The organism is Pseudomonas sp. PvP028 (assembly GCF_017832255.1).
Classification (GTDB): domain Bacteria; phylum Pseudomonadota; class Gammaproteobacteria; order Pseudomonadales; family Pseudomonadaceae; genus Aquipseudomonas; species Aquipseudomonas syringae.
This window is the reverse complement of the sequence record NZ_JAFIBL010000001.1, coordinates 5130371-5151447: the sequence shown is the minus strand read 5'-3', so window position 1 is coordinate 5151447 and position 21077 is coordinate 5130371. Positions and strand designations below refer to the sequence as shown.

Genomic DNA, 21077 nt, shown 5'->3' with positions numbered 1-21077 from the left:
CGCAGCCCGCTGGCGCGTTTTCAAAGCAACGAACACATACCTGAAGCGGCATGCGCCAACGCCCATGCTTCAGGTCATTCAAGCAGCGTATTGAGGGTTGCACAGATGTCAGTCGCTACCAGGTTTATCGATGATCAGCCGACTCAGGTTGCCCCGGCTGCGGCTGAGACGCTCTACCAGTTCGACGAATCGCCACTGCTGGCCCGACAGAGTCGCCAGGAGTCCAATGCTCGCAGCTACCCGCGGCGCATACCGCTGGCGCTCAAACGCGCCAAGGGTATTCACATCGAGGACGTCGAAGGGCGGCGCTTCATCGATTGCCTGGCAGGCGCGGGCACCCTGGCGTTGGGGCATAACCATCCAGTGATTATCGAAGCGATCCAGCAGGTGATCGCCGACGAGTTGCCGCTGCACACCCTGGACCTCACCACGCCGGTCAAAGACCAGTTCGTTCAGGACCTGTTCGGCCTGCTGCCCCCAGCGCTGGCCGATGACGCGAAGATTCAGTTCTGCGGCCCGACCGGGACCGATGCGGTGGAAGCCGCGTTGAAGCTGGTGCGTACCGCTACCGGACGCAGCACGGTCTTGTCATTTCAGGGCGGTTATCACGGCATGAGCCAGGGCGCATTGAGCCTGATGGGCAGCCTGGGGCCTAAAAAGCCGCTGGGTGCGCTGCTCGGCACAGGCGTGCAGTTTCTGCCTTACCCCTACGATTACCGCTGCCCGTTCGGGCTTGGCGGCGAACAGGGCGTGCGCGCCAACCTGCATTATCTGGAAAACCTGCTCAACGACCCGGAAGCCGGCGTGCAATTGCCCGCAGCGGTCATCCTTGAAGTGGTGCAGGGCGAGGGCGGAGTCATCCCTGCTGATCTGGACTGGCTGCGCGGCGTGCGACGCATCACCGAAAAGGCCGGCGTGGCGCTGATCGTCGATGAAATCCAGAGCGGTTTCGCACGCACCGGCAAGATGTTTGCCTTCGAGCATGCCGGGATCATCCCGGACGTGGTGGTCATGTCCAAAGCCATCGGCGGCAGCTTGCCGTTGGCGGTGGTGGTCTATCGTTCATGGCTGGATACCTGGCTGCCAGGCGCTCACGCCGGGACCTTTCGCGGCAATCAGATGGCCATGGCTACCGGTTCTGCCGTCATGCGCTATCTTCAGGAGCACTCCATTTGCGAACACGCGACAGCCATGGGCGCGCGGCTGTCCGGGCATCTGCGTGCCTTGCAGCGTGACTTCCCGCAACTGGGCGATATTCGCGGGCGCGGCCTGATGCTCGGTGTCGAGCTGGTCGACCCATCCGGTGCGCGTGATGCACAGGGTCACCCGCCGCTATTTGCGCGTCTGGCCCCACTGATCCAGCGTGAATGCCTCAAGCGCGGGCTGATTCTGGAGCTGGGCGGTCGACATGCCAGCGTGGTACGTTTTCTGCCACCGCTGATCATCACCGCCGAGCAGATCGACGAAGTGGCAGAGATCTTCGGCCGTGCGCTGAACGCCGCTGTCGCCCAGGTTTAATTTTTCGACGTAGTGATACGTTCAATCCCTATAGCTGCCATGAATTGGCACGGCAGCGCTGAACACACATGGAGAGCAGCAATGACTTCAGTATTCGATCGGGAAGACATCGTCTTTCAAGTTGTAGTCAACCACGAAGAACAGTATTCCATCTGGCCCGACTACAAGGCGATCCCCAACGGCTGGCGCACCGTGGGCAAAAGCGGCTTCAAGAAAGAATGCCTGGCCTACATCGAAGAAGTCTGGACCGACATGCGCCCCCTGAGCCTGCGCCAGAAAATGGAAGCGCAGACGGCCTGATTGACGGTCTGGACGGATACTTCGATTATCGTGCGACGCTCCGCGTCGCATGCCTTTCCGGACGCTCCGCGTCCTCTCTACGACGTAAAGCGTCGCGACCTGCATTCCCACGCTGGAGCGTGCCGAACGATAATCTCACTCCATACCAGCCAGCACCCCGATAATCCCCTGAATATCCCCCTGCAACTCTGCCAGCGGGTCAGCGCCATCGATCCCCAGCACCAACAGCTTGCTGCCAGCCGCTTCAATGGCGGTCTTGACCGGCGCGGGTGGCTGGCGGTGATCGAGCACCAAGGCCACGTCGTTATCCTTCAGGGTCGCGCTCAATTTGCTCAAGGCTTCTGGCGTCCATTGCTCGTCCGTCAGCGCCTGAGTGTCGATCAGCTCCAGATTCAGCCCGCTGATCAAATAGCTGAAGCGATCCGACAGGCTCACCACACTCAAATTATCGGCACCGGCCAGCGCGGCCTCGCTGCTGGCGCTGAGCTTGAGTAGCTGCTGCTTGAACGCCGCCAGGTTGGCCTCGATTTTCGGTTTGGCGGCCGGAGCCAGGCGCACCAGATCCGCTGCCAGCACATCGGCCATACGCCCCATGTTATTGCTCGCCAGCCACGGCTGACTGTTCAATCCGTCAGTGCCCTGACCCGGCTGTACGGCGATGCCTGGCAAGCTGCCGTCCACCGGCCGTGCGGCGTCGATCTCGACGATACGAATATTGCTGCGCCGTGCATTGGGGTAAAGCGGGTCATCGGCCCAGATCGAGCGCAAGCCGATCACCGCGTCGGCGTTGTTCGCCAGCCCGCGCAAGGCATCGGCACCACGCCCGGTGAAATACGCCGTCTGACGCGAGCCCGGCAGGTTGGCCGCTGCAGCCCGCTGCAGCACCACACCGCTGTCCTTGAGCAGTATCTCGCTCAGGCCATAGGTGATCGGCAGGCTGGCCAGCACTCGCACCGGTTGCGAACTGTCGGTTTTGCTGTCAGCCGCCTGCAGGCTGTTGCTGAACAGGCCGCTCATGATCAGCGCGAGGGTCAAGGTACGTAACGTAGGCATTTATCCAATATTCCCTTTCAGGCTCGGCAGCGTGCCGCGAGCGATGGCGGCGAGCGCAAAAGCCATGCCCGCCACCAGAATGATTGCCGCGCCGGACGGCACAGGCAGGTCGAAGACGATGGGCAGCAGGATGCCGCACAGGGTGCTGAGCGTCGCAATGGCCACTGAAATCCAGAAAAAGCCCTTGAGCGACTGGCTCAACAGGCGTGCGGCCGCCGCCGGAATCACCAGCAGCGCACCGACCAGGATTGCGCCGATGACTTTCACCGCCGCGACCGTGATCAGCGTCACCAGAATCACGAACAGGTAATCCAGCGTCTTCACCGCCACGCCGCGCACCGCAGCCAGTTGCGGGTTGAAGCTGGCCAGCATGATGCGGTTGTACAGCGGCAGGCTCAGGCCCATGACCAGCGAACCGACGATCAGCAGTACCAGCAGGTCGTTGCCGTTGACGGTCAGCACGGAGCCGAACAGCACGTTTTCCAGAATGTGCACGTTGATCTTGCCGGCCAGCACCAGCAGCAGGCTCGCGCCCAGTGCCAGGGAGACCGACAGGAACACGCCGATCAACGTGTCCGGTGCCAGCCCGGTGCGGTTGCGCAGGTAATTGAGGACGATGCCGAACAGCAGGCAATAGCCGAACAGCGCGCCATAGGGGCCGGTGTAGGGTTCGCCGAGCAGAATGCCGATCGCCACCCCGGTCAGTGCCGCATGGCCCACGGCTTCGGAGAAAAACGCGAAGCGCTTGACCACCACCAGTGTTCCCAGCCCGCCCAGCACCGGGCCGATCAACAGCCCGGCGAGCAGGGCGTTGACCACGAAACCGTAGGCCAGCGCCTCGGGCAGGTAACCGGAAGAGGCGAGGCCCTGAATGAACAGGCGAAAGGTTTCGTAATCCATTACGCGATCCTCCCGGCGCTGCTATCCGTCGTGCGCGGGTGCGCGGAAAACAGGGTCAGCAGCCGCTCCGGGGTCAGCGCAGTGGCGGCCGGTTCATCGAACAGGATGCGTCGGTTGAGCCCTGTTACCTGATCGGCCAGACGCCTGACGGCATCCAGGTCATGCTCGATCCACAGGACCGTAACCCCGCTTCGGCGCCAGTCGCCCAACAACCGCTCGAACACCTGAATACCCGCTTCATCCAGCGCCGACATCGGCTCATCCAGCACCAGCAATTGCGGCGCAGGAATCAGCCCCTGCGCCAGCAGCACGCGCTGCCGCTCGCCACCGGACAGCGCGCCCATGCGCCGTTTGCGCTTGTCCTGCATCCCGACCCGTTCCAGCGCCTCGCCAATCGCTGCCGCGTAGTGCTTCGACAAGCCCAAAAACGCCGGGCGTCGCTGACACATCGCAGCCATGAAGTCGTCGACGGTCATCGGCAGGCCACGGTCGAACTCCAGCGCCTGCGGTACATAGCCGATCAGCCCTGGAGCTGCAGGCCACAGTAGGCTCAATTGGCCCTGATGCGGTGTCTGCCCGAGCAGGGTCTTGATCAGCGAGCTTTTGCCACCGCCGTTCGGGCCGACCAGTGCGTGTACGCTGCCGGCGCGCACATTGAAATGAACCTGATCGAGAATCGTGGTGCGCCCGAGGGTCAGGCTGACCTGCTTGAATTCGATGCCCGGCCCCTGGCTGACGATATCGAGTTGCTGTGCAGCCGTCATGCGCCCGACTCCTGAATGGCGCGTACCACTGTGTCCAGGTTGCCGGCCATCTCCTTTTCGTATTTGTCAGCGGTGTATTCGCCATAGGAGATATGCGACAGAGGGTACAGTTTGACCCCGGATTCACGCTGAATGGTCTCGACGTAGGTGGACGGGAAATCCATCTCCGAGAAGATCACCTTCACGTCCAGCTCACGCAGTTGGTCGATGGTTTTTTTCAACTGGCTCGGGCTCGGCTCGATGCCATGCGCCGGTTCAACCACGGCGGTGACTTCCAGGCCGAATTCGCGCAGCAGGTAGTCGTAGGCGGCATGCACCGTGGCCACGCGCAGGTCGGCATTGGGTGCCTTGGTCAGTTTGGCGAGCGCGTCGGCGCGCATCTGGCGCAGGCGCTTGCCGTAGGCGCGGGCGTTGGCGGTGTAGGTTTTGGCATTGTCCGGGTCCAGCTTGCCCAGCTCGCGGGCGATATTGTTGACCTGCGCAATGGACGCACTGATCGACAGGAAGGTGTGCGGATTGACCACTTTGCCAGCACCTCGCGCCGCCACCCCGGTGGCCGCCAGCAACGGCACATCGGCATTGGCCTCGATGGTCTTGATGTTCGGCGTTTCACTGGCGGCGATCATGCGGTCGGCAAAATCGTCATGGCCAACGCCGTTGAGCACGATCACGTCCAGCGAACCGATGCGCTTGATGTCCTCGGCGCGCGGCTCATAGGCATGCGGGTTGAAGCCCGCCGGGATCAGCGGCACGACGTCGGCCTTGTCGCCGACAATATTGCTCACGTAGCTGTAGTAAGGGTGCAGGGTAATGCCGATGCGCAGGCGTTTGGCCGGTTCGGCGGCGAAGCTGGACGGCGCCAGCAGGGCGACCATCAGCCCCGTCAGCAGGCCGCGCAGCAAGGGACGGCGTTTGAATGAAATAGGCATGGGCAAGCGGTCTTCTTTCAAAGGAATGCGGAGTTTCAGTGCGGGTGCTGACGGGTCACGCCAGCATCGAATTGCGCGACGACCTGTTTCCAGCCTGAATCGATCAAGGCCTGGTCACTGAGGTCGCTGACCGTCGCCAGCGAGGCGTTGCGGTTGATCCAGATGTCTGGCTGCTCGCCGGAATCGACACGCATCAGAAACGAACCGGCCACGCTCGGCGTCCGGCTCAGTCCCAGGTAGGACTGCTCGATCATCTGCCAGGCATGATCGCCACGGCTCACCGAACTGGCATCCCTGGCGAACGGCGCAAAGCCTTCATCGCCCAGTTGCTCTGGGGTGATCGGTGTCTGCTGCTCGCTGGCCAGCAGGCGGATTTCGTCGAGGGTCACGCGCAGGTCGGCGTAAATGCCTTGTTCCGCAGCGCTCAAATCGCGTCGTGCGTCCAGTTGGTGGTTGGCGATGCTGTGCGTTTCCTGAGTATCACGGTGCAGGCTGATCACGCCGGCAGCGCTGCCGAGGATCAGCAGGCACAGCAGCAGGACGTACAGGGTTTCATGCCCGGCGCCTGCCGGGCGGACGATGTGTCGGGTTGGTGTGCTCATGGCGCCTGGATGTCCGCCTGATCGATTTCCACCACGTGACCGGGTCCGGCGTCGAACAGCACGTAGAACTCCGAAGCCGGGCGCTTGAAGGTCACGGTCGAGTCTTCGCCGAGCTTGCCGGGCACCAGGATGGTTTCGTCGTAGCCGATCACGTCCAGGGTCACACCCGGCGCACCACTGCCGTCGGAAAAACCGCCGGTGCAGCGGATCTGCTCGGTGTCGATCTGTTTGCATTCGCACATCGGGTTATGCGCCAGGGCGTTGCCGCTCAGGCCAAGCAGGCACAGGGCACTGGCCGTCAGCCAGCGCAGGGAAGGGCGGGCAATCATGGTTGGGCTCCTTGTTTTTTAAGCCACGCCACGGTGCTGGGCGAAGCCTGTTGCAGGGGGATGGAAGTCTGATGCACGGCGCCGTCCCAGCCTTCCATGGTGATCCACAGTTCGGCGTCGGGATCGGTGTTTTGCGCGATCTGCATGAAGGCACTCATGCGGTAGCCGCCACCGAAGAAAATCACCCCGGCGGTGCGCAGGCTGCGCGGTTTGCCGATACGCAGATAAGTGGCCTTGACCCGGTCGATGCAGGCGTTGCACAGCGCCGCGTTGAAACTTTTCATGTAGCCCGATGGGCCGGAAAGGCGCGGCGCTTCGTTGCGGTCTTCTGCCAGGCGCAGGTTCCACGGGCCGACCTGAATCTCGCCGACCTCGCGCTGGCCAAGGCCCTGATCACCACGATCCAGTGAAACATCGGAGAAGTACTTGGGCATGAAACCCAGCGGGATCAGCACCAGCAGCACGTTGATATGGAAGCGCCATTTGTGCCAGAAACGACTCAGTGACGATGCAGGTTGTGCAGCAGCGGCGGCCTTGCTCACAGGCTGTTCTCCGGGGTGCGGGTCGCCAGCGGCGAGGTGTTTATCTCCGGGGTGTACGCGACAGGTCTGGCTCGGGCATCACGCTTGAGGGCATTGATTGTTGCTATCGCGGTGCGCTTGCTCCAGATCAACAGGCCGCTGAGCACCATCATGCTCAGCAGCAGGCCGAAAAACGCCCAGATCAGCTTGATCCAGATGCCGCCGAAATCGCCGGTGTGCAGGGGGCGCATGGACTCGGTGACGAACTCCAGCTTGTTGCGGTCCGACAGCAGGTGCGAGGCGGCAATCTCGCCGCTGTACGGGTTGATTTCGGCGGTCTGGAACATCAATGGATACCAGCTGCGTCCACCCACCTGCATGTTGCTGTAGGCATTGAACGGCGGTGTGATGAAGCTGGCTTCCAGGCCCGGAATCCGCTCCCTGGCGATTTCCACGGCGCGCTCCAGGCTGATGGTCGGCGCGGGTCTGCCGTCGGCAGTCAGCGGCACGGCGCTGTGCGGGATGATCGACGCGACCTGGGATTTGCTGGAAATACTGATCTGGTTGTCGCCCAGAATCGCCTGGATCAGAAACCACGTGCCGGTAATGGAAATTACCGCAATGAACCAGATCGACCAGACGCCGCTGAGGCGATGCAGGTCGCCCCAGAAAATCCGCGGGCCCTGGCTGAAACGCACGGGCTTGAAAAAGCCGCGCCAGAATTTCTTGTAGACCACCAGCCCGGTCACCAGTGACGCCAGCAACGGCAGGCCGAGAATCGACACCAGGTACCAGCCCCACGAATAGCCGTTGGTAAACGGCACCAGCCACCAGCCGTGCAGCGCCCGGGTGAAGCGGCGGAAGTCGAACGATGGGGTAATACCCTGAATCACTCCAGTGTAAGGGTTGACGTAAGCCGGCACCGAACGCCCGTCGGGGTAGGTGATGAACACGCTCAAGGCGAAGTACTCGCCGTCCGGCTGCATGATGGTGCCGACGATCAGGTCCGGCTCGTTGCGTTCGATGGTTGCGCGAATCTGTTCGAAGTTCAGGCGCTGGGCGTCGTCGGAAGGGCGGTTGTCACGCATCTCCGGGTTGGCCAGCCACATGATTTCCTTGCTGACCACGGCCAGCGTGCCGGTCACACAAACGATCAGCACGAAGAACCAGATCGGCAGGGCCAGCCAGCTGTGGACGAGAAACCAGATTTTTGAACGGGACTTCTTCGACATGGATAAACAATCTCGATTCACGATGTGGAGCGGCCGCAAGGCGGTGCCCTCTGTCTGTACGCGCGGGCGTAAAAAGCCTCGCATTAAGTTAAAGACGAATGAGAACTGAATTCCTATAGGAACTTTTTGCGTTTAAATGCAAAAAATTGTTTCAGCGCCGCGGTACACCTCCGCATGCCGCATGAATAGGGCGGTACGGCTAATTTTTCAGCAGCGCAGTACGTTCAATCTGGACATTGGTGTTGCGCCAGGCCGCAGGGGCTCGGGCGCTTTTGCCATCAAGGGAGAGACATCATGAGTCATGCGTTGAGTTTGGATATCCGGCCGTTGCTGGCAGGGGCGGGCAGCTTGCCGATGCTGGTGCAGGCACCCGAGCCCGGTCTGGACTTGATGGAAGCGCTGGGCGAACTCAAGCCGTTGGTCGCCGAACATCTGTACAGCGCCGGCGGGATTCTGTTTCGCGGCTTCGAGGTGGGCGGTGCGGAAGCGTTTCGCGAGTTCGCCGCCGGTTTCGGCGATCCGCTGCTCAACTACGAGTTCGGCTCTACGCCGCGCAGCAATGTCACCAAAGGCGTGTACACCTCAACCGAGTACCCGGCGCACCAGAGCATCCCTCTGCACAACGAGCAGGCCTACACGCTGGAATGGCCGATGAAGATCTGGTTCTACAGCATGATCGCGGCGCAGACAGGTGGTGAAACACCGATCGCCGACAGCCGCGAAATCTACCGACGCATTCCGGCGCGCATTCGCGAGCGCTTTGTCGAAAAGAAACTGATGTACGTGCGTAACTACGGCAACGGGCTCGATGTGGAATGGAGTCAGGTGTTCAATACCGACGATGAGTCCGTGGTCGAAGCCTACTGCCGGGCGCACAACATCGAGTGCGAATGGAAAGACGACGGCGAACTGCGCACCCGGCAGATTTGTCAGGCGGTATCACGCCACCCGGTGACCCACGACACCGTCTGGTTCAACCAGGCGCACCTGTTCCACATCTCCAACCTGCAACCGGAAGTGCGCGAAACCCTGCTCGACGTAGTGGACGAAGAAGACCTGCCGCGCAACGTCTACTACGGCGACGGCTCGCCCCTCGAAGAAACCCTGCTGGACGAAATCCGCGGCGTACTCGACGAATGCACCGTCAGCTTCCCATGGCTGGAAAACGACGTCCTGATGCTCGACAACATGCTCACCGCCCACTCCCGCGCACCCTTCACCGGCAAACGCAAAGTGGTGGTCGCCATGGCACAGGGGCATTCGGATAAGTAAACGCCGTTAGATCATCGTGCTGACGGAGCGTAGGCGCGATAGTCACGTTTGAGCGAGTGGAACGATAAGTGTCCGGCTATTGATTATCGTGCCTGCGCTCCGCGTAGGCACGCAGTTCTGGACGCTCTGCGTCCTCTCTTGAGTGCGCAGTGCAATGCAGAGCCTTACCCCCGAGAAACCTTTCTAAATATTTCCTCGCCAATTCGTTCTTGTTGATACGACCCCGCCCGACGGTCAGCCCCACTCAGCAAGGATCGACCCATGAACCCCGAACACGCCCAGAAACTCGCTCGCCGTTTTGTCGAGTTACCCCTTGAAAAACGCCGCCTGTTCCTCGATGGCATGCGCAAGGAGAACATGGATTTCTCGCTGTTCCCGATTCCTTCCTGTGCCGGGCTGGCCGAGCGTGACGGTCTGTCCTATGCCCAGCAACGCATGTGGTTTCTCTGGCAACTGGACCCGCACAGCGCGGCCTACAACCTGCCGATGTCGGTGTGCCTGAACGGTCCGCTGGAACTGCCTTTGCTGGAGCGGGCATTCGGTGCGCTGGTCGAACGACATGAAAGCCTGCGCACCACCTTCGGCCAGGAGGGCGACCGGGCGTTTCAGCGTGTCGCGCCGCCAGCGCCAGTGAGCATCCGCCTGACCGACCTGAGCGCCTTGCCGCCCGAGCAGCGCTGGGCCAGTGCGCGTCAGGCCATGGCCGAACAGGCCGCGCAAACCTTCGATCTGCAGCGCGGGCCGCTGTTCACCGTGCAGGTGCTGCGTCTGGCCGAACAGGAGCACCTGCTGCTGCTCAACCTGCACCACATGATCACCGATGGCTGGTCGATGAACGTGCTGATCGACGAATGGCTGCGCGGCTACGACGCGCTGCTGGCCGGCAAACCGCTGCCTTTTCAGCCGCTGCTTGTGCAGTACCGCGATTACGCAGTCTGGCAACGCAGCTGGCTAGAAGCCGGTGAGCAGGCGCGTCAGCTGGACTACTGGCGCAGCCACCTGGGCGAAGAGCATCCGCTGCTGGAGCTGCCCACCGACCGTCCGTATCCGGCCTTGCCCAGTCACGACGGCGCTCGCCTGGAGCTGGCACTGGAGCCCGAGCTGCTGCGCAACCTGAAAAGCCTCGCGCAACGCCAGGGCGTGACCCTGTTCGTGGTGCTGCTGGCGACCTTCAAAAGCCTGCTGCATCGCTACAGCGGGCAGACCGACATTCGTGTCGGCGGCCTGATCGCCAACCGCACCCGCAGCGAAACCGAAGGGCTGATCGGCTGCTTCATCAATACTCAGGTACTGCGCAGTGAAGTGACGGCGCAGACCCGCTTCGTCGACCTGTTGAATATCGTCCGCGATGCCTCGACCGGTGCCCAAGCGCATCAGGAGTTGCCATTCGACGCCATCATCGACGCCCTGCAGCCGGAGCGCAGTCAGAGCCATAACCCTTTATTTCAGGTGATGTTCAATCACCAGCCGGTGGTTGCCGACCTGCTCGACAAACAGTTGAGCGGCGGCCTGCGCGTGGCCAATCTGCCCGCCGAACAACAGGCACTGGCGCAGCGCTCGCACGCTGCCGCCAGCGACCTGATGCTGGCCACCAGCGGTGAAGGCGAACAACTGCATGCCGCCTTCACCTACGCCACCGACATTTTTGACGAGTCGACCATCGCTCGCCTGGCCGGGCACTGGCGCAACCTGTTGGCCTCTGTCTGTGCCGACCCGCTGCAGACCATCGCCGAGCTGTCGATGCTCTCGGCCGACGAACGTAAGCAACTGTTGGCAGTGGACAGTGCTGCCAACGCCGACAGCAACACCGCCGCACACCGTCTGTTCGAAGCGCAGGTACAACGCACGCCCGATGCAGCGGCGCTGATCCTTGCCAGCGAAGGTCAGTCTCCAGGCCTGAGCTACACCGAGCTGAACCAGCGCAGTAACCGTCTGGCCTGGCAGCTGCGCGAGCAGGGTGTCGGCGCGGACGTGCTGGTCGGCGTGGCGCTGGATCGTTCGCTGGACATGCCCGTGGCGCTGCTCGCCGTGCTCAAGGCTGGCGGTGCCTATGTGCCGCTGGACCTGAATGCGCCGCGCGAACGCTTGCGTCATGTATTGGAGGACAGTGGCGTGAAACTGCTGCTGACCCACAGCGATCAGCTGACCGGGCTGCCTGAATTGGCTGACATGCAATGCCTGTGCATCGATCGGATGAACAGCGAAACCGCCAGCGTGCACAACCTCGACGGCCCGATCGATCCGGCCAGCCTGGCCTACGTGATTTACACCTCAGGGTCGACCGGGCGGCCCAAAGGCGTGGCGATCAGTCATGCGGCGCTGGCCGAGTTCGTCGCCCTGGGGGCCAACTACAGTGAGCTGCGCGAAGGCGACCGGGTCCTGCAGTTCGCCACCCACAGCTTCGATGGCTTCGTCGAGCAGTTCTACCCACCGTTGTGTCGCGGTGCGGCCGTCGTGCTGCGTGACGAGCGCCTGTGGGACAGCGCCACCTTCCATCAGGCCATCGTCGAGCACGGCGTAACCCTCGCCGACTTGCCCGCGGCCTATTGGCTGACGCTGGTTCAGGACTTCGCCGCCAGCCCGCCCGCGCATTACGGCGCGCTACGGCAGGTGCATGTTGGCGGCGAAGCCATGGCCGTCGAGGGGCTGCGCCTGTGGCAAAAGGCCGGGCTCGGGCATGTACGCCTGCTCAATACCTATGGCCCGACCGAAGCCACCGTGGTGTCGAGCATCCATGATTGCAGCACGCTGACCCCGCAGCAGGTGTCCTGGCGCGGCGTGCCGATTGGCCGGGCGCTGGCAGGACGACGCCTGTACGTTCTCGACGATCAAATGAACCTGCTGCCGCAAGGTGCGGTGGGCGAGCTGTACATCGGCGGTCCTGGTCTGGCGCGGGGGTATCACGCTCAGCCCGGTCTGAGCGCCGAACGTTTTGTCGCCGATCCATTTGTCAGCGGTGAGCGCCTGTATCGCAGCGGCGACCGCGCCCGACTGCGTGCCGATGGTGCTGTCGAGTACATCGGCCGGGTCGATCATCAAGTGAAGATTCGCGGTTTCCGCCTCGAGCTGGGCGAAATCGAATCGCGCCTGCAGCAATGCACGGGCGTGCGCGAGGCCGTGGTGCTGGCCGTCGAACTGGCGGGCAGCACGCAGTTGGTCGCCTACGTGGTGCCGGACGTTGCCGCGTCTACAGAGGCCGAACAGTTGGCCCTGCGCCAAAGCATCCGCAGCCAGTTGCAAGCCTTCCTGCCGGATTACATGGTGCCGACGCACATGCTGCTGTTGCCCGAGCTGCCCCTGACGCCCAGCGGCAAGCTGGACCGCAAGGCATTGCCAGCCCCCGACGCAAGCCAGTTGCAGGCGCGTTATCGGGCGCCGCACAGCGAGGTGGAAATCTGCCTGGCGGCCATCTGGGCGGACGTCCTGCATGCGCCCCAGGTGGGCCTCGACGATCACTTTTTCGAACTGGGCGGGCATTCGTTGCTCGCCGCGCAAGTCATCGCCCGGATCAAGACGCAGTTGGGCATCAGCCTGCCGCTGCGCACTCTGTTTGAAAAACCGCTGCTCAGTGAGCTCGCCGTCGAAGTGGCAGCGCTGACCGACAACAGCACGGACAACGACTGGAGCGACATGGACCAGTTCATGGACTCACTGGAGGAATTCGGCGCATGACCGGGACCACTGCTGCACGCATCGCGAAACGTTTTGTCGGCCTGTCGCTGGAGCAACGCCAACAGTTCCTCGCCCGGTTGCGCCAGGAAGGCAAGGATTTCAGCCTGTTGCCGGTGCCGGTCAGCCGGCATGATGTCAGCGCCATTCCGCTGTCCTTCGCTCAGCAACGCCTGCTGTTCCTCTGGCAGCTCGATCCGTCGAGCGACGCGTACAAGATGACCACCGGCCTGCGTCTGCGCGGCACGTTGAACGAGTCGGCGTTGCGCCGTGCATTCGATCACCTGATTGAGCGCCATGAGGTGCTGCGCACGGTGTTTCAGACTGATGGCGATCAGGCACAGCAACTGCTGCTGCACGACCAGACAGTCGCATTGGAAAGCATTGATTTGGCCGGTCTGGCCGATGTCGAACTGCGCGATGCCGAGCTGGCGCTGCAAGTGGCCACAGTCACGGGCCAAGCGTTTGATCTGCGTACGGGGCCGCTGCTGCGCGCGCACCTGTTTCGCCTCGCGGACGACGAGCATGTGCTGATCGTCAGCATGCACCACATCGTCTCCGACGGCTGGTCGATGGATGTGATGATTCAGGAGTTCGTGCACTGCTATCAGGCGTACTGCGAGGGCCGCGAACCCGCGCTGCCGGAACTGCCGCTGCAATACGCCGACTATGCGATCTGGCAGCGCAGCTGGCTGGAGGCGGGCGAGGGCGCACGTCAGCTGGACTACTGGCGTCACCAGTTGGGCGAAGAGCAACCGTTGCTGGACGCCGCACCGGATTTCCCGCGTCCGGCCACGCAAAGCCATCAGGGCGAGCACCTGCGTTTCGATTTCGGTGTAGACCTGTCGCGGCGGCTCAACGCCTTTGCGCGCACGCAGGGCATGACCCTGTTCATGCTGGTGCTGGCCGGCTTTTCGCTGTTTCTGTCGCGCAAGGCCGGGCAGCGTGATATCCGCATCGGCGTGCCGAATGCCAACCGCGGTCGCGCTGAAACCGAAGGCTTGATCGGCTTCTTCATAAATACTCAGGTTTTGCGCTGCCAGGTGGACGAACGCCTGAGCTACCTTGACCTGCTCGCGCAGATTCGCGACACCTCGTTCGGTGCGCAGGCGCATCAGGACGTGCCCTTCGAACAACTGGTCGATCAACTGGCGCCCGAGCGTAGCCTGGGCCACAACCCTCTGTTCCAGGCCAAGTTCAACCAGAACGTGGTCCTCAAGCAGAAAACCGCGCTCAGGCTGGCCGGGCTGGAGGTCAGCGAATATGCCTTCGACAAACAGGGCGCACATTTCGACCTGGCGCTGGACATCACGGATGATGGCACACTGATCCACGGCGACATGGCCTACGCCAGCGACCTGTATCGACGCACCACCGTCGAAGGTTTCATCCCGGAACTGCTCGCGCTGTTCGAAACCCTGCTCGACGCGCCGCAGGCACCGCTGTTCAGCCTGGGAGCACTCGCGGTCGAGCCGAGGCGCGACGCTCGCGCACCCGCGCCGCACATGCTGCAACTGTGGGACCGACAGGTCGAACGGCAACCTAATGCCCAGGCAGCCCGCTGCCTGCAGCGCACGCTGACCACGCTGCAACTGGAGCAGGCCGCCAATCAGTTGGCCCATCACCTGATCCGCATGGACATCAGCGAGGGCCAGCCGGTCGCGGTATTGATGGAGCGTTCGCTGGACTGGCTGACCGCCGTGCTGGCAATTTTCAAGGCCGGCGGCGTGTACATGCCGCTGGACGTCAAAGCCCCCGATGCGCGACTGCAACAGATGCTGGTCAATGCGCAGGCAAGAGTATTGCTGTGTGCCGAGGGTGATGTGCGGCACACGTCGCTGGGTGTTGCCGGTTGTCAGGGCCTGACCTGGACGCCTGCGCTGTGGCAGGACCTGCCTGTCAGCCGCCCTGACACCCGGCCTTCAGCCGATTCGGCGGCCTACGTGATTCATACCTCCGGCTCGACCGGCCAGGCAAAAGGTGTGCTGGTCAGCCAGAGCGCACTGGCCAGTTACCTGCGTGGCTTGTCGGAGCAATTGCAACTGGCACCCGAGGCGAGCATGGCGCTGGTCTCGACCATCGCCGCCGACCTCGGCCATACCGTGCTGTTCGGCGCGCTGTGTTCGGGACGCACGCTGCACGTGCTGACAGAGGCGCTGGGTTTTGACCCGGATGCCTTCGCGGCCTACATGGCCGAGCATCAGGTGGGCGTGCTGAAAATCGTCCCCGGTCATCTGGCCGCGCTGTTGCAGGCCGGTCAGCCAGCCGATGTACTGCCGCAGCATGCACTGATTGTCGGCGGCGAAGCCTGCTCGCCAGCGCTTGTGGAGCAGGTGCGTCAGCTCAAGCCGGGTTGCCGGGTGATCAACCACTACGGGCCGAGCGAAACCACTGTTGGTGTGCTGACTTATGAGGTGCTGATGTCGCCCTGTGGGAGCGAGCCGGGCGATGCTTCGCTTGCTCGCGAAGAGGCCGACACAGGCTTGCGAAACAGGCCGGCTGGGCCATCGCTTTCGCGAGCAAGCTCGCTCCCACAGGATGTGTATCTCCCACAGGATGTATGTGTATCCACTGGGGTGAACTCTGGCGACCCTCTGCGCAGCGTGCCAGTCGGCAGATCGTTGCCGGGGGCCAGCGCCTACGTGCTGGACGACGTGCTGAACCCTGTGGGTACTCAGGTCGCCGGTGAGCTGTACATCGGCGGCGACAGCGTGGCGCTGGCCTATATCGGCCAGCCTGCGCTGACCGCCGAGCGCTTCGTGCCGGACCCGTTCGCGCAGGACGGCACGCGCGTCTACCGCAGCGGCGACCGCATGCGCCGCAATCATCAGGGCCTGCTGGAATTCATCGGCCGGGCCGACGATCAGGTCAAAGTGCGCGGCTATCGCGTCGAGCCGGCAGAGGTCGCGCGGGTGTTGCTGGGCCTGGCTTCGGTGGCGCAGGTCAGCGTACTGGCGTTGCCCGTCGATGACGATCAGACCCGCCTGCAACTGGTGGCCTATTGCGTCGCGGCAAGCGGGGCGAATCTGAATGTCGACAGCCTGCGCGAGCAACTGGCTGCGCGCTTGCCGGACTACATGGTGCCCGCGCAGATCATGCTGCTGGACAGTCTGCCACTGACCGTCAACGGCAAGCTCGACAAGCGCGCCTTGCCCAAGCCTGGCGTGGTCAAACAGCGTTACACCGCACCAGTCGGCGAGATCGAGGAAAAGCTCGCTGCCGTGTGGGCGGATGTCCTCAAGCTGGAGCAAGTGGGCAGCACTGACAACTTCTTCGAACTGGGCGGCGATTCGATTCTCAGCCTGCAGATCATTGCCCGCGCCAAGCGCCAGGGCATCAAGCTCAGCCCCAAGCAATTGTTCGAAAAACAGACCATCGGCCAACTGGCCTCGGTGGCGAAACTGATTCAGAAAAAGCCCGTCGCTGTGGCAGAGCAGATCAGCGGTTCGTTGCCGTTGCTGCCGATTCAGGCACGTTTCTTCGAACTGGACATCCCCGAGCGCCAGCACTGGAATCAGGCGCTGATGCTCAAGCCGTTGCAAACGCTGGAGGCCGCTCATCTTCAGTCGGCATTGACTGCGCTGATCGAGCAGCACGACGCACTGCGCTTGGGTTTCAGCCAGCAGAACGGCCAATGGCAGGCCACCTTCGGCGCGCCGAATACTCGCGAGCTGCTCTGGACCCATGAGCTGGACAGCATCGAGCGCTTGCCTGAGCTGGCCGATGAGGCGCAACGCAGCCTGGATCTGAAAAACGGACCGCTATTGCGTGCCGTGCTGATCCACCTGCCGCACGGCGAACAGCGCCTGCTGCTGGTGATTCATCATCTGCTGGTGGACGGCGTGTCATGGCGGGTGTTGCTGGAAGACCTGCAACAGGCGTACTTCGCCCTGGCGCAAGGCCAGCCGATAGCACTCGCGGCAAAAACCACGTCGCTCCAGCGTTGGGCCGAGCAATTGCAACAGTATGCGGCCGGTGAGACGCTGAAGGCCGAGCGCGATTACTGGCTGCAGGCCTTGCAGGGCGAAGACCAGCCGCTGCCTCGTGACAAGCCCGAAGGCACGATGCGCAATCGCGACGTGGCCCATGCGTCGTCATGGCTGAGCAGGAACCTGACCCACAAGCTGCTGAAAGTCGCGCCCGCCGCGTACCGCACGCAAGTCAACGACCTGCTACTGACGGCGCTGGCCCAGGTCCTCTGCGAATGGAGCCAGCAGCCCTCGGTGCTGATCCAGCTGGAAGGGCATGGCCGCGAAGACCTGTTCGACGACACTGATCTGAGCCGCACCGTTGGCTGGTTCAGCAGCCTGTTTCCGGTGCGTCTCACGCTGCAGACCGCGCCGGGTGCAAGCCTGTGCGGCATCAAGGAGCAATTGCGTGCGGTGCCCGACAAGGGCATTGGTTACGGTGTGTTGCGCTATATGGGCGAGGGGCCTTTCGCGCAGCAATTGGCCGCCTTGCCGCAGGCGCGGGTCACGTTCAATTATCTGGGCCAGTTCGACGGCAGCTTCAACGAACACCAAGGCGCGCTGTTCGTACCGAGTGCCGACAGTGCAGGCACTGCGCTGTGCGAAGACGGGCCGCTGGGCAACTGGCTGAGCCTTAACGGTCAGGTGTTCGACGGCCAGTTGCAACTGGACTGGAGCTTCAGCCGCGAGGTGTATCACGCCTCGACCATCGACACCCTGGCGCGTCGCTACGAGCAGGCGCTGACCACCCTGATCGAACATTGCACGGCGGGGCATCAAGGCGTTACGCCGTCGGACTTCCCGCTGGCGCGCCTCACCCAGGCGCAGCTTGACGGTCTGCCGATTGCGGCGGGCCAGATCGAGGATATCTACCCGCTGTCACCGATGCAGCAGGGCATGCTGTTTCACTCGTTATTCGATGAACGCGCGGGCAACTACATCAACCAGTTGCAGGTGAACATTCGCGGGCTGGATGTGCCGCGTTTCCGCAACGCCTGGCAGGCCGCGGTGGACCATCACGACGTGCTGCGCAGCTGTTTTGTCAGTCAGCGCGAGCAGTCGCTGCAAGTGGTGCAGCGTCAGGTCGAGGTGCCCTTTGTCGAGCTGGATGCGCGTGGTCAGCCAGAAAACTGGCTCGACGATTGGGCGCAGGCCGACCGTCAGCAAGGCTTCGATCTGGCGCAAGGGCCATTGTTGCGCCTGGCCGTGTTGCGTATCGCCGACGACGCGTGGCATTTGGTTTACACCAGCCACCACATCCTTATGGATGGCTGGAGCAGCTCGCGCCTGCTCGGTGAAGTGCTGCAACGCTACAGCGGGCAGATGCCAGCGAAACAGGCAGGCCGCTATCGTGATTACATTCAGTGGCTACAGCGTCAGGATGCCGCGCTCAGCGAGCGTTTCTGGACTGCGGAACTGGCGGAGCTGGACGAGCCGACCCGCTTGCTGCAAGCGTTCAAGTCTTCGGCCGAGGGGCAGGGCTACGGCGACTACATCCAGCTGATCGACAGCGACGGCACGCGACGTTTGAGCGAGTTTGCCCGCGAGCAACGCGTCACCCTCAATACGCTGCTGCAATCGGCCTGGCTGTTGCTGCTGCAACGCTATACCGGCCAGTCCGGCGTGACCTTTGGCGCGACGGTGGCCGGGCGTCCGGCCGAGTTGCCGGGTGTCGAAGAACAGCTGGGGCTGTTCATCAATACCCTGCCGGTCATCGCCAGCCCGCGTGCCGAGCAGACGGTGGCCGACTGGGTGCAGCAGGTGCAGGCGAAAAACCTTGCTCTGCGCGAGCATGAGCACACGCCGCTGTATGACATCCAGCGCTGGGCGCGCAACAGTGGCGAGGCGTTGTTCGACAACATTCTGGTGTTCGAAAACTACCCGGTGTCCGAAGCCCTGCAGCGCGCGCCGGACGGTCTGGTCTTCAGCGACCTGCGCAATCAGGAGCAGGCCCATTACCCGCTGACCCTGGTGGTCGAGGCCAATGAGGTACTGTCGGTACGTTTCAGTTACGACCGCCAGCACTTCAGCGCCGAAGGCATTCTGCAACTGGCGGCGCATTTCGATCACCTGCTGCAGAGCCTCTGCGCATCGGCAACCACGCCACTCGGCGAACTGGCATTGCCGACCGCCTGGACGCAAAGCGTGCAGCGCTACCCGAGCGAGCACTGCGCCCACCAACGCATCGAAGCCGAAGCCGAGCGTAACCCGCAGGCCATCGCCCTGAGTTTTGGCGATCAGCAACTGAGTTACCGGCAGCTCAACCAGCGCGCCAACCAGCTGGCGCACAAACTGCGCGAGCAGGGCGTCGGCCCGGATGTGCGCGTCGGGCTGGCCGCCGAGCGCGGTCTGGACATGATTGTCGGCCTGCTGGCCATCCTCAAGGCCGGTGGTGCTTACGTGCCGCTGGACCCGGATTACCCGCAGGATCGCCTGAGCTTTCTGATGCACGACAGTGGTATCGAACTGTTGCTGACCCAAGCGCCGCTGCTTGGCAAACTGCCGATCCCCGAACAGGTGCAGACGCTCGATCTGGCTGACAAACTGGACGGTTACAGCACGGAAAACCCGATCAATCAGACCGCGCCGGACAACCTGGCCTACGTGATCTACACCTCGGGTTCGACCGGTAAACCGAAAGGTACCTTGCTCGCCCATCACAACCTGATGCGCCTGTTCGCCGCGACGGATGACTGGTTCACATTCAGCGAAAAGGACGTGTGGACGCTGTTCCATTCCTTTGCCTTCGACTTCTCGGTCTGGGAGATCTTTGGCGCACTGCTGCATGGCGGCCGACTGGTGATCGTGCCCCGCGAAGTGACCCGCTCGCCGGAAGAATTCCATGCGTTGCTGATCGAACAACAGGTCACGGTGCTCAACCAGACGCCGTCGGCGTTCAAGCAACTGATGCGCGTGGCCTGTGATTCATCGTTACCGCTGTCGCTGCAGAAAGTTATCTTCGGCGGCGAGGCGCTGGACGTCGTTAGCCTGAAGCCGTGGTTCGAGCGCTTTGGCGATCAATCATCGCAACTGATCAACATGTACGGCATCACCGAAACCACCGTGCATGTGAGCTATCGACCGATCACGCTGGCCGACACGCAGAACCCGGCCAGCCCGATTGGCGAGGCGATTCCCGACCTGTCGTGGTACGTACTGGATGCTGATTTCAACCCGGTCGCTCAGGGCTGCAGCGGCGAGTTGCACATCGGCCATGCCGGTCTGGCGCGGGGCTATCACAATCGTGCGGCGCTGACCGCCGAACGCTTTGTGCCGGACCCGTTCTCCAACGACGGTGGCCGCCTTTATCGCACCGGCGACCTGGCGCGTTATCGGGCCACGGGCGTGATCGACTACGTCGGGCGCATCGACCATCAAGTGAAAATTCGCGGCTTCCGCATCGAACTCGGTGAAATCGAAGCGCGGTTGCAAGCGCACCCGGCCATACGCGAAGTGAGCGTGCTGGCGCTGGACGGGCAGTTGGCGGCGTATCTGGTGCCTAACGAGCCTGATCAGGATCAGCAGAGCCTTCGTGAAACGCTGAAAAATGAACTGAGGGCGCACTTGCCCGATTATATGGTGCCCACCCATTTCATCGTCCTCGACAGCATGCCGCTGACTGCCAACGGCAAGCTGGATCGCAAGGCGCTGCCTGCGCCGGATGCCAGTCAGTTGCAGGCCAGCTACAGCGCTCCGCAAGGCGAGCTGGAGCAGCAACTGGCAGCGATCTGGGCCGATGTGTTGAAGGTCGAGCGGGTCGGGCGCAACGACAACTTTTTCGAGCTCGGCGGCCATTCGCTGCTGGCGGTGCAGATGCTCGTGCGGGTGCGCGAACAGTTGCAGCACGAGGTCGGCCTCAAGGATGTCTTCGAGCAACCACTGCTGGCGGACTTCTGCGCCACGCTGCAGGAAAAAAATGGCGAAAGTGACCACGCGCAGGACGAATTGACTAAATCACTGGAGGCACTCAAACGTTTATCAGCGGAGGAAATTGATAATTTGATTGCTTAGCAGGAGAGA

At 62.6% G+C, this 21077-nt stretch carries 13 protein-coding genes; 5 read left to right on the top strand and 8 right to left on the bottom strand.

Going from position 1 to position 21077, the window contains the following annotated elements; genetic code table 11:
* Positions 1–105 precede the first annotated feature (105 nt).
* Both JOE34_RS21960 and JOE34_RS21955 read left to right on the top strand, forming a co-directional pair.
* On the top strand, positions 106–1518 hold the full coding sequence (locus tag JOE34_RS21960; RefSeq protein ID WP_010426131.1) for an aspartate aminotransferase family protein: 1413 nt from the start codon (positions 106–108) through the stop codon (positions 1516–1518).
* 81 nt (positions 1519–1599) lie between these two features.
* Positions 1600–1818: an MbtH family protein gene (locus JOE34_RS21955; RefSeq protein WP_003304661.1), complete on the top strand. Its 219-nt coding sequence runs from the start codon at positions 1600–1602 to the stop codon at positions 1816–1818.
* A 135-nt stretch (positions 1819–1953) separates the two neighbouring features.
* Here the strand turns inward: JOE34_RS21955 and JOE34_RS21950 are convergent, their stop codons facing one another.
* From JOE34_RS21950 to JOE34_RS21915, 8 genes are read right to left on the bottom strand one after another with little or no spacing between them, the layout of a single operon-like run.
* Positions 1954–2871: a zinc ABC transporter substrate-binding protein gene (locus JOE34_RS21950; RefSeq protein ID WP_096115487.1), complete on the bottom strand. Its 918-nt coding sequence runs from the start codon at positions 2869–2871 to the stop codon at positions 1954–1956.
* Entirely contained in the window at positions 2872–3771 is a 900-nt protein-coding gene (locus tag JOE34_RS21945) for a metal ABC transporter permease (RefSeq protein WP_004418348.1), read from the bottom strand.
* Complete coding sequence (locus JOE34_RS21940) at positions 3771–4535, bottom strand: metal ABC transporter ATP-binding protein (RefSeq protein WP_003318858.1); 765 nt, start codon at positions 4533–4535, stop codon at positions 3771–3773. Before JOE34_RS21940 ends, JOE34_RS21945 begins: the two co-directional genes overlap by 1 nt.
* Positions 4532–5464 carry a metal ABC transporter substrate-binding protein gene (locus tag JOE34_RS21935; RefSeq protein WP_003423544.1) on the bottom strand — a complete coding sequence of 311 codons (933 nt, stop codon included), beginning with the start codon at positions 5462–5464 and terminating at the stop codon, positions 4532–4534. The genes JOE34_RS21940 and JOE34_RS21935 overlap by 4 nt, the downstream gene beginning before the upstream one ends.
* A 35-nt stretch (positions 5465–5499) precedes the next feature.
* Positions 5500–6066, bottom strand: a complete 567-nt coding sequence (locus JOE34_RS21930) for a DUF6162 family protein (RefSeq protein WP_004404943.1) — start codon at positions 6064–6066, stop codon at positions 5500–5502.
* Complete coding sequence (locus JOE34_RS21925) at positions 6063–6395, bottom strand: hypothetical protein (RefSeq protein ID WP_096115489.1); 333 nt, start codon at positions 6393–6395, stop codon at positions 6063–6065. The genes JOE34_RS21930 and JOE34_RS21925 overlap by 4 nt, the downstream gene beginning before the upstream one ends.
* Positions 6392–6937, bottom strand: coding sequence for a hypothetical protein (locus JOE34_RS21920; RefSeq protein WP_024683408.1), 546 nt, complete (start codon positions 6935–6937; stop codon positions 6392–6394). Before JOE34_RS21920 ends, JOE34_RS21925 begins: the two co-directional genes overlap by 4 nt.
* Positions 6934–8148 (bottom strand): PepSY domain-containing protein, encoded by a 1215-nt coding sequence (locus JOE34_RS21915; RefSeq protein WP_096133372.1) that lies wholly within the window; start codon positions 8146–8148, stop codon positions 6934–6936. The genes JOE34_RS21920 and JOE34_RS21915 overlap by 4 nt, the downstream gene beginning before the upstream one ends.
* A 294-nt stretch (positions 8149–8442) precedes the next feature.
* On the opposite strand from JOE34_RS21915, the gene JOE34_RS21910 reads away from it, so the two are divergent.
* From JOE34_RS21910 to JOE34_RS21900, 3 genes are all read left to right on the top strand, one after another.
* Complete coding sequence (locus JOE34_RS21910) at positions 8443–9420, top strand: TauD/TfdA family dioxygenase (RefSeq protein ID WP_003416013.1); 978 nt, start codon at positions 8443–8445, stop codon at positions 9418–9420.
* A 261-nt stretch (positions 9421–9681) separates the two neighbouring features.
* Positions 9682–13092, top strand: a complete 3411-nt coding sequence (locus JOE34_RS21905) for a non-ribosomal peptide synthetase (protein ID WP_046265824.1) — start codon at positions 9682–9684, stop codon at positions 13090–13092.
* On the top strand, positions 13089–21068 hold the full coding sequence (locus JOE34_RS21900) for a non-ribosomal peptide synthetase (RefSeq protein WP_209996673.1): 7980 nt from the start codon (positions 13089–13091) through the stop codon (positions 21066–21068). The genes JOE34_RS21905 and JOE34_RS21900 overlap by 4 nt, the downstream gene beginning before the upstream one ends.
* Positions 21069–21077 lie beyond the last annotated feature (9 nt).

What these genes read in the sequence shown, in the direction of transcription:
- JOE34_RS21960 (WP_010426131.1), top strand. Translation starts at nt 106, where the DNA reads ATGTCAGTCGCTACCAGGTTTATCGATGATCAGCCGACTCAGGTTGCC.
- JOE34_RS21955 (WP_003304661.1), top strand. Translation starts at nt 1,600, where the DNA reads ATGACTTCAGTATTCGATCGGGAAGACATCGTCTTTCAAGTTGTAGTC.
- JOE34_RS21950 (WP_096115487.1), bottom strand. Translation starts at nt 2,871, where the DNA reads ATGCCTACGTTACGTACCTTGACCCTCGCGCTGATCATGAGCGGCCTG.
- JOE34_RS21945 (WP_004418348.1), bottom strand. Translation starts at nt 3,771, where the DNA reads ATGGATTACGAAACCTTTCGCCTGTTCATTCAGGGCCTCGCCTCTTCC.
- JOE34_RS21940 (WP_003318858.1), bottom strand. Translation starts at nt 4,535, where the DNA reads ATGACGGCTGCACAGCAACTCGATATCGTCAGCCAGGGGCCGGGCATC.
- JOE34_RS21935 (WP_003423544.1), bottom strand. Translation starts at nt 5,464, where the DNA reads ATGCCTATTTCATTCAAACGCCGTCCCTTGCTGCGCGGCCTGCTGACG.
- JOE34_RS21930 (WP_004404943.1), bottom strand. Translation starts at nt 6,066, where the DNA reads ATGAGCACACCAACCCGACACATCGTCCGCCCGGCAGGCGCCGGGCAT.
- JOE34_RS21925 (WP_096115489.1), bottom strand. Translation starts at nt 6,395, where the DNA reads ATGATTGCCCGCCCTTCCCTGCGCTGGCTGACGGCCAGTGCCCTGTGC.
- JOE34_RS21915 (WP_096133372.1), bottom strand. Translation starts at nt 8,148, where the DNA reads ATGTCGAAGAAGTCCCGTTCAAAAATCTGGTTTCTCGTCCACAGCTGG.
- JOE34_RS21910 (WP_003416013.1), top strand. Translation starts at nt 8,443, where the DNA reads ATGAGTCATGCGTTGAGTTTGGATATCCGGCCGTTGCTGGCAGGGGCG.
- JOE34_RS21905 (WP_046265824.1), top strand. Translation starts at nt 9,682, where the DNA reads ATGAACCCCGAACACGCCCAGAAACTCGCTCGCCGTTTTGTCGAGTTA.
- JOE34_RS21900 (WP_209996673.1), top strand. Translation starts at nt 13,089, where the DNA reads ATGACCGGGACCACTGCTGCACGCATCGCGAAACGTTTTGTCGGCCTG.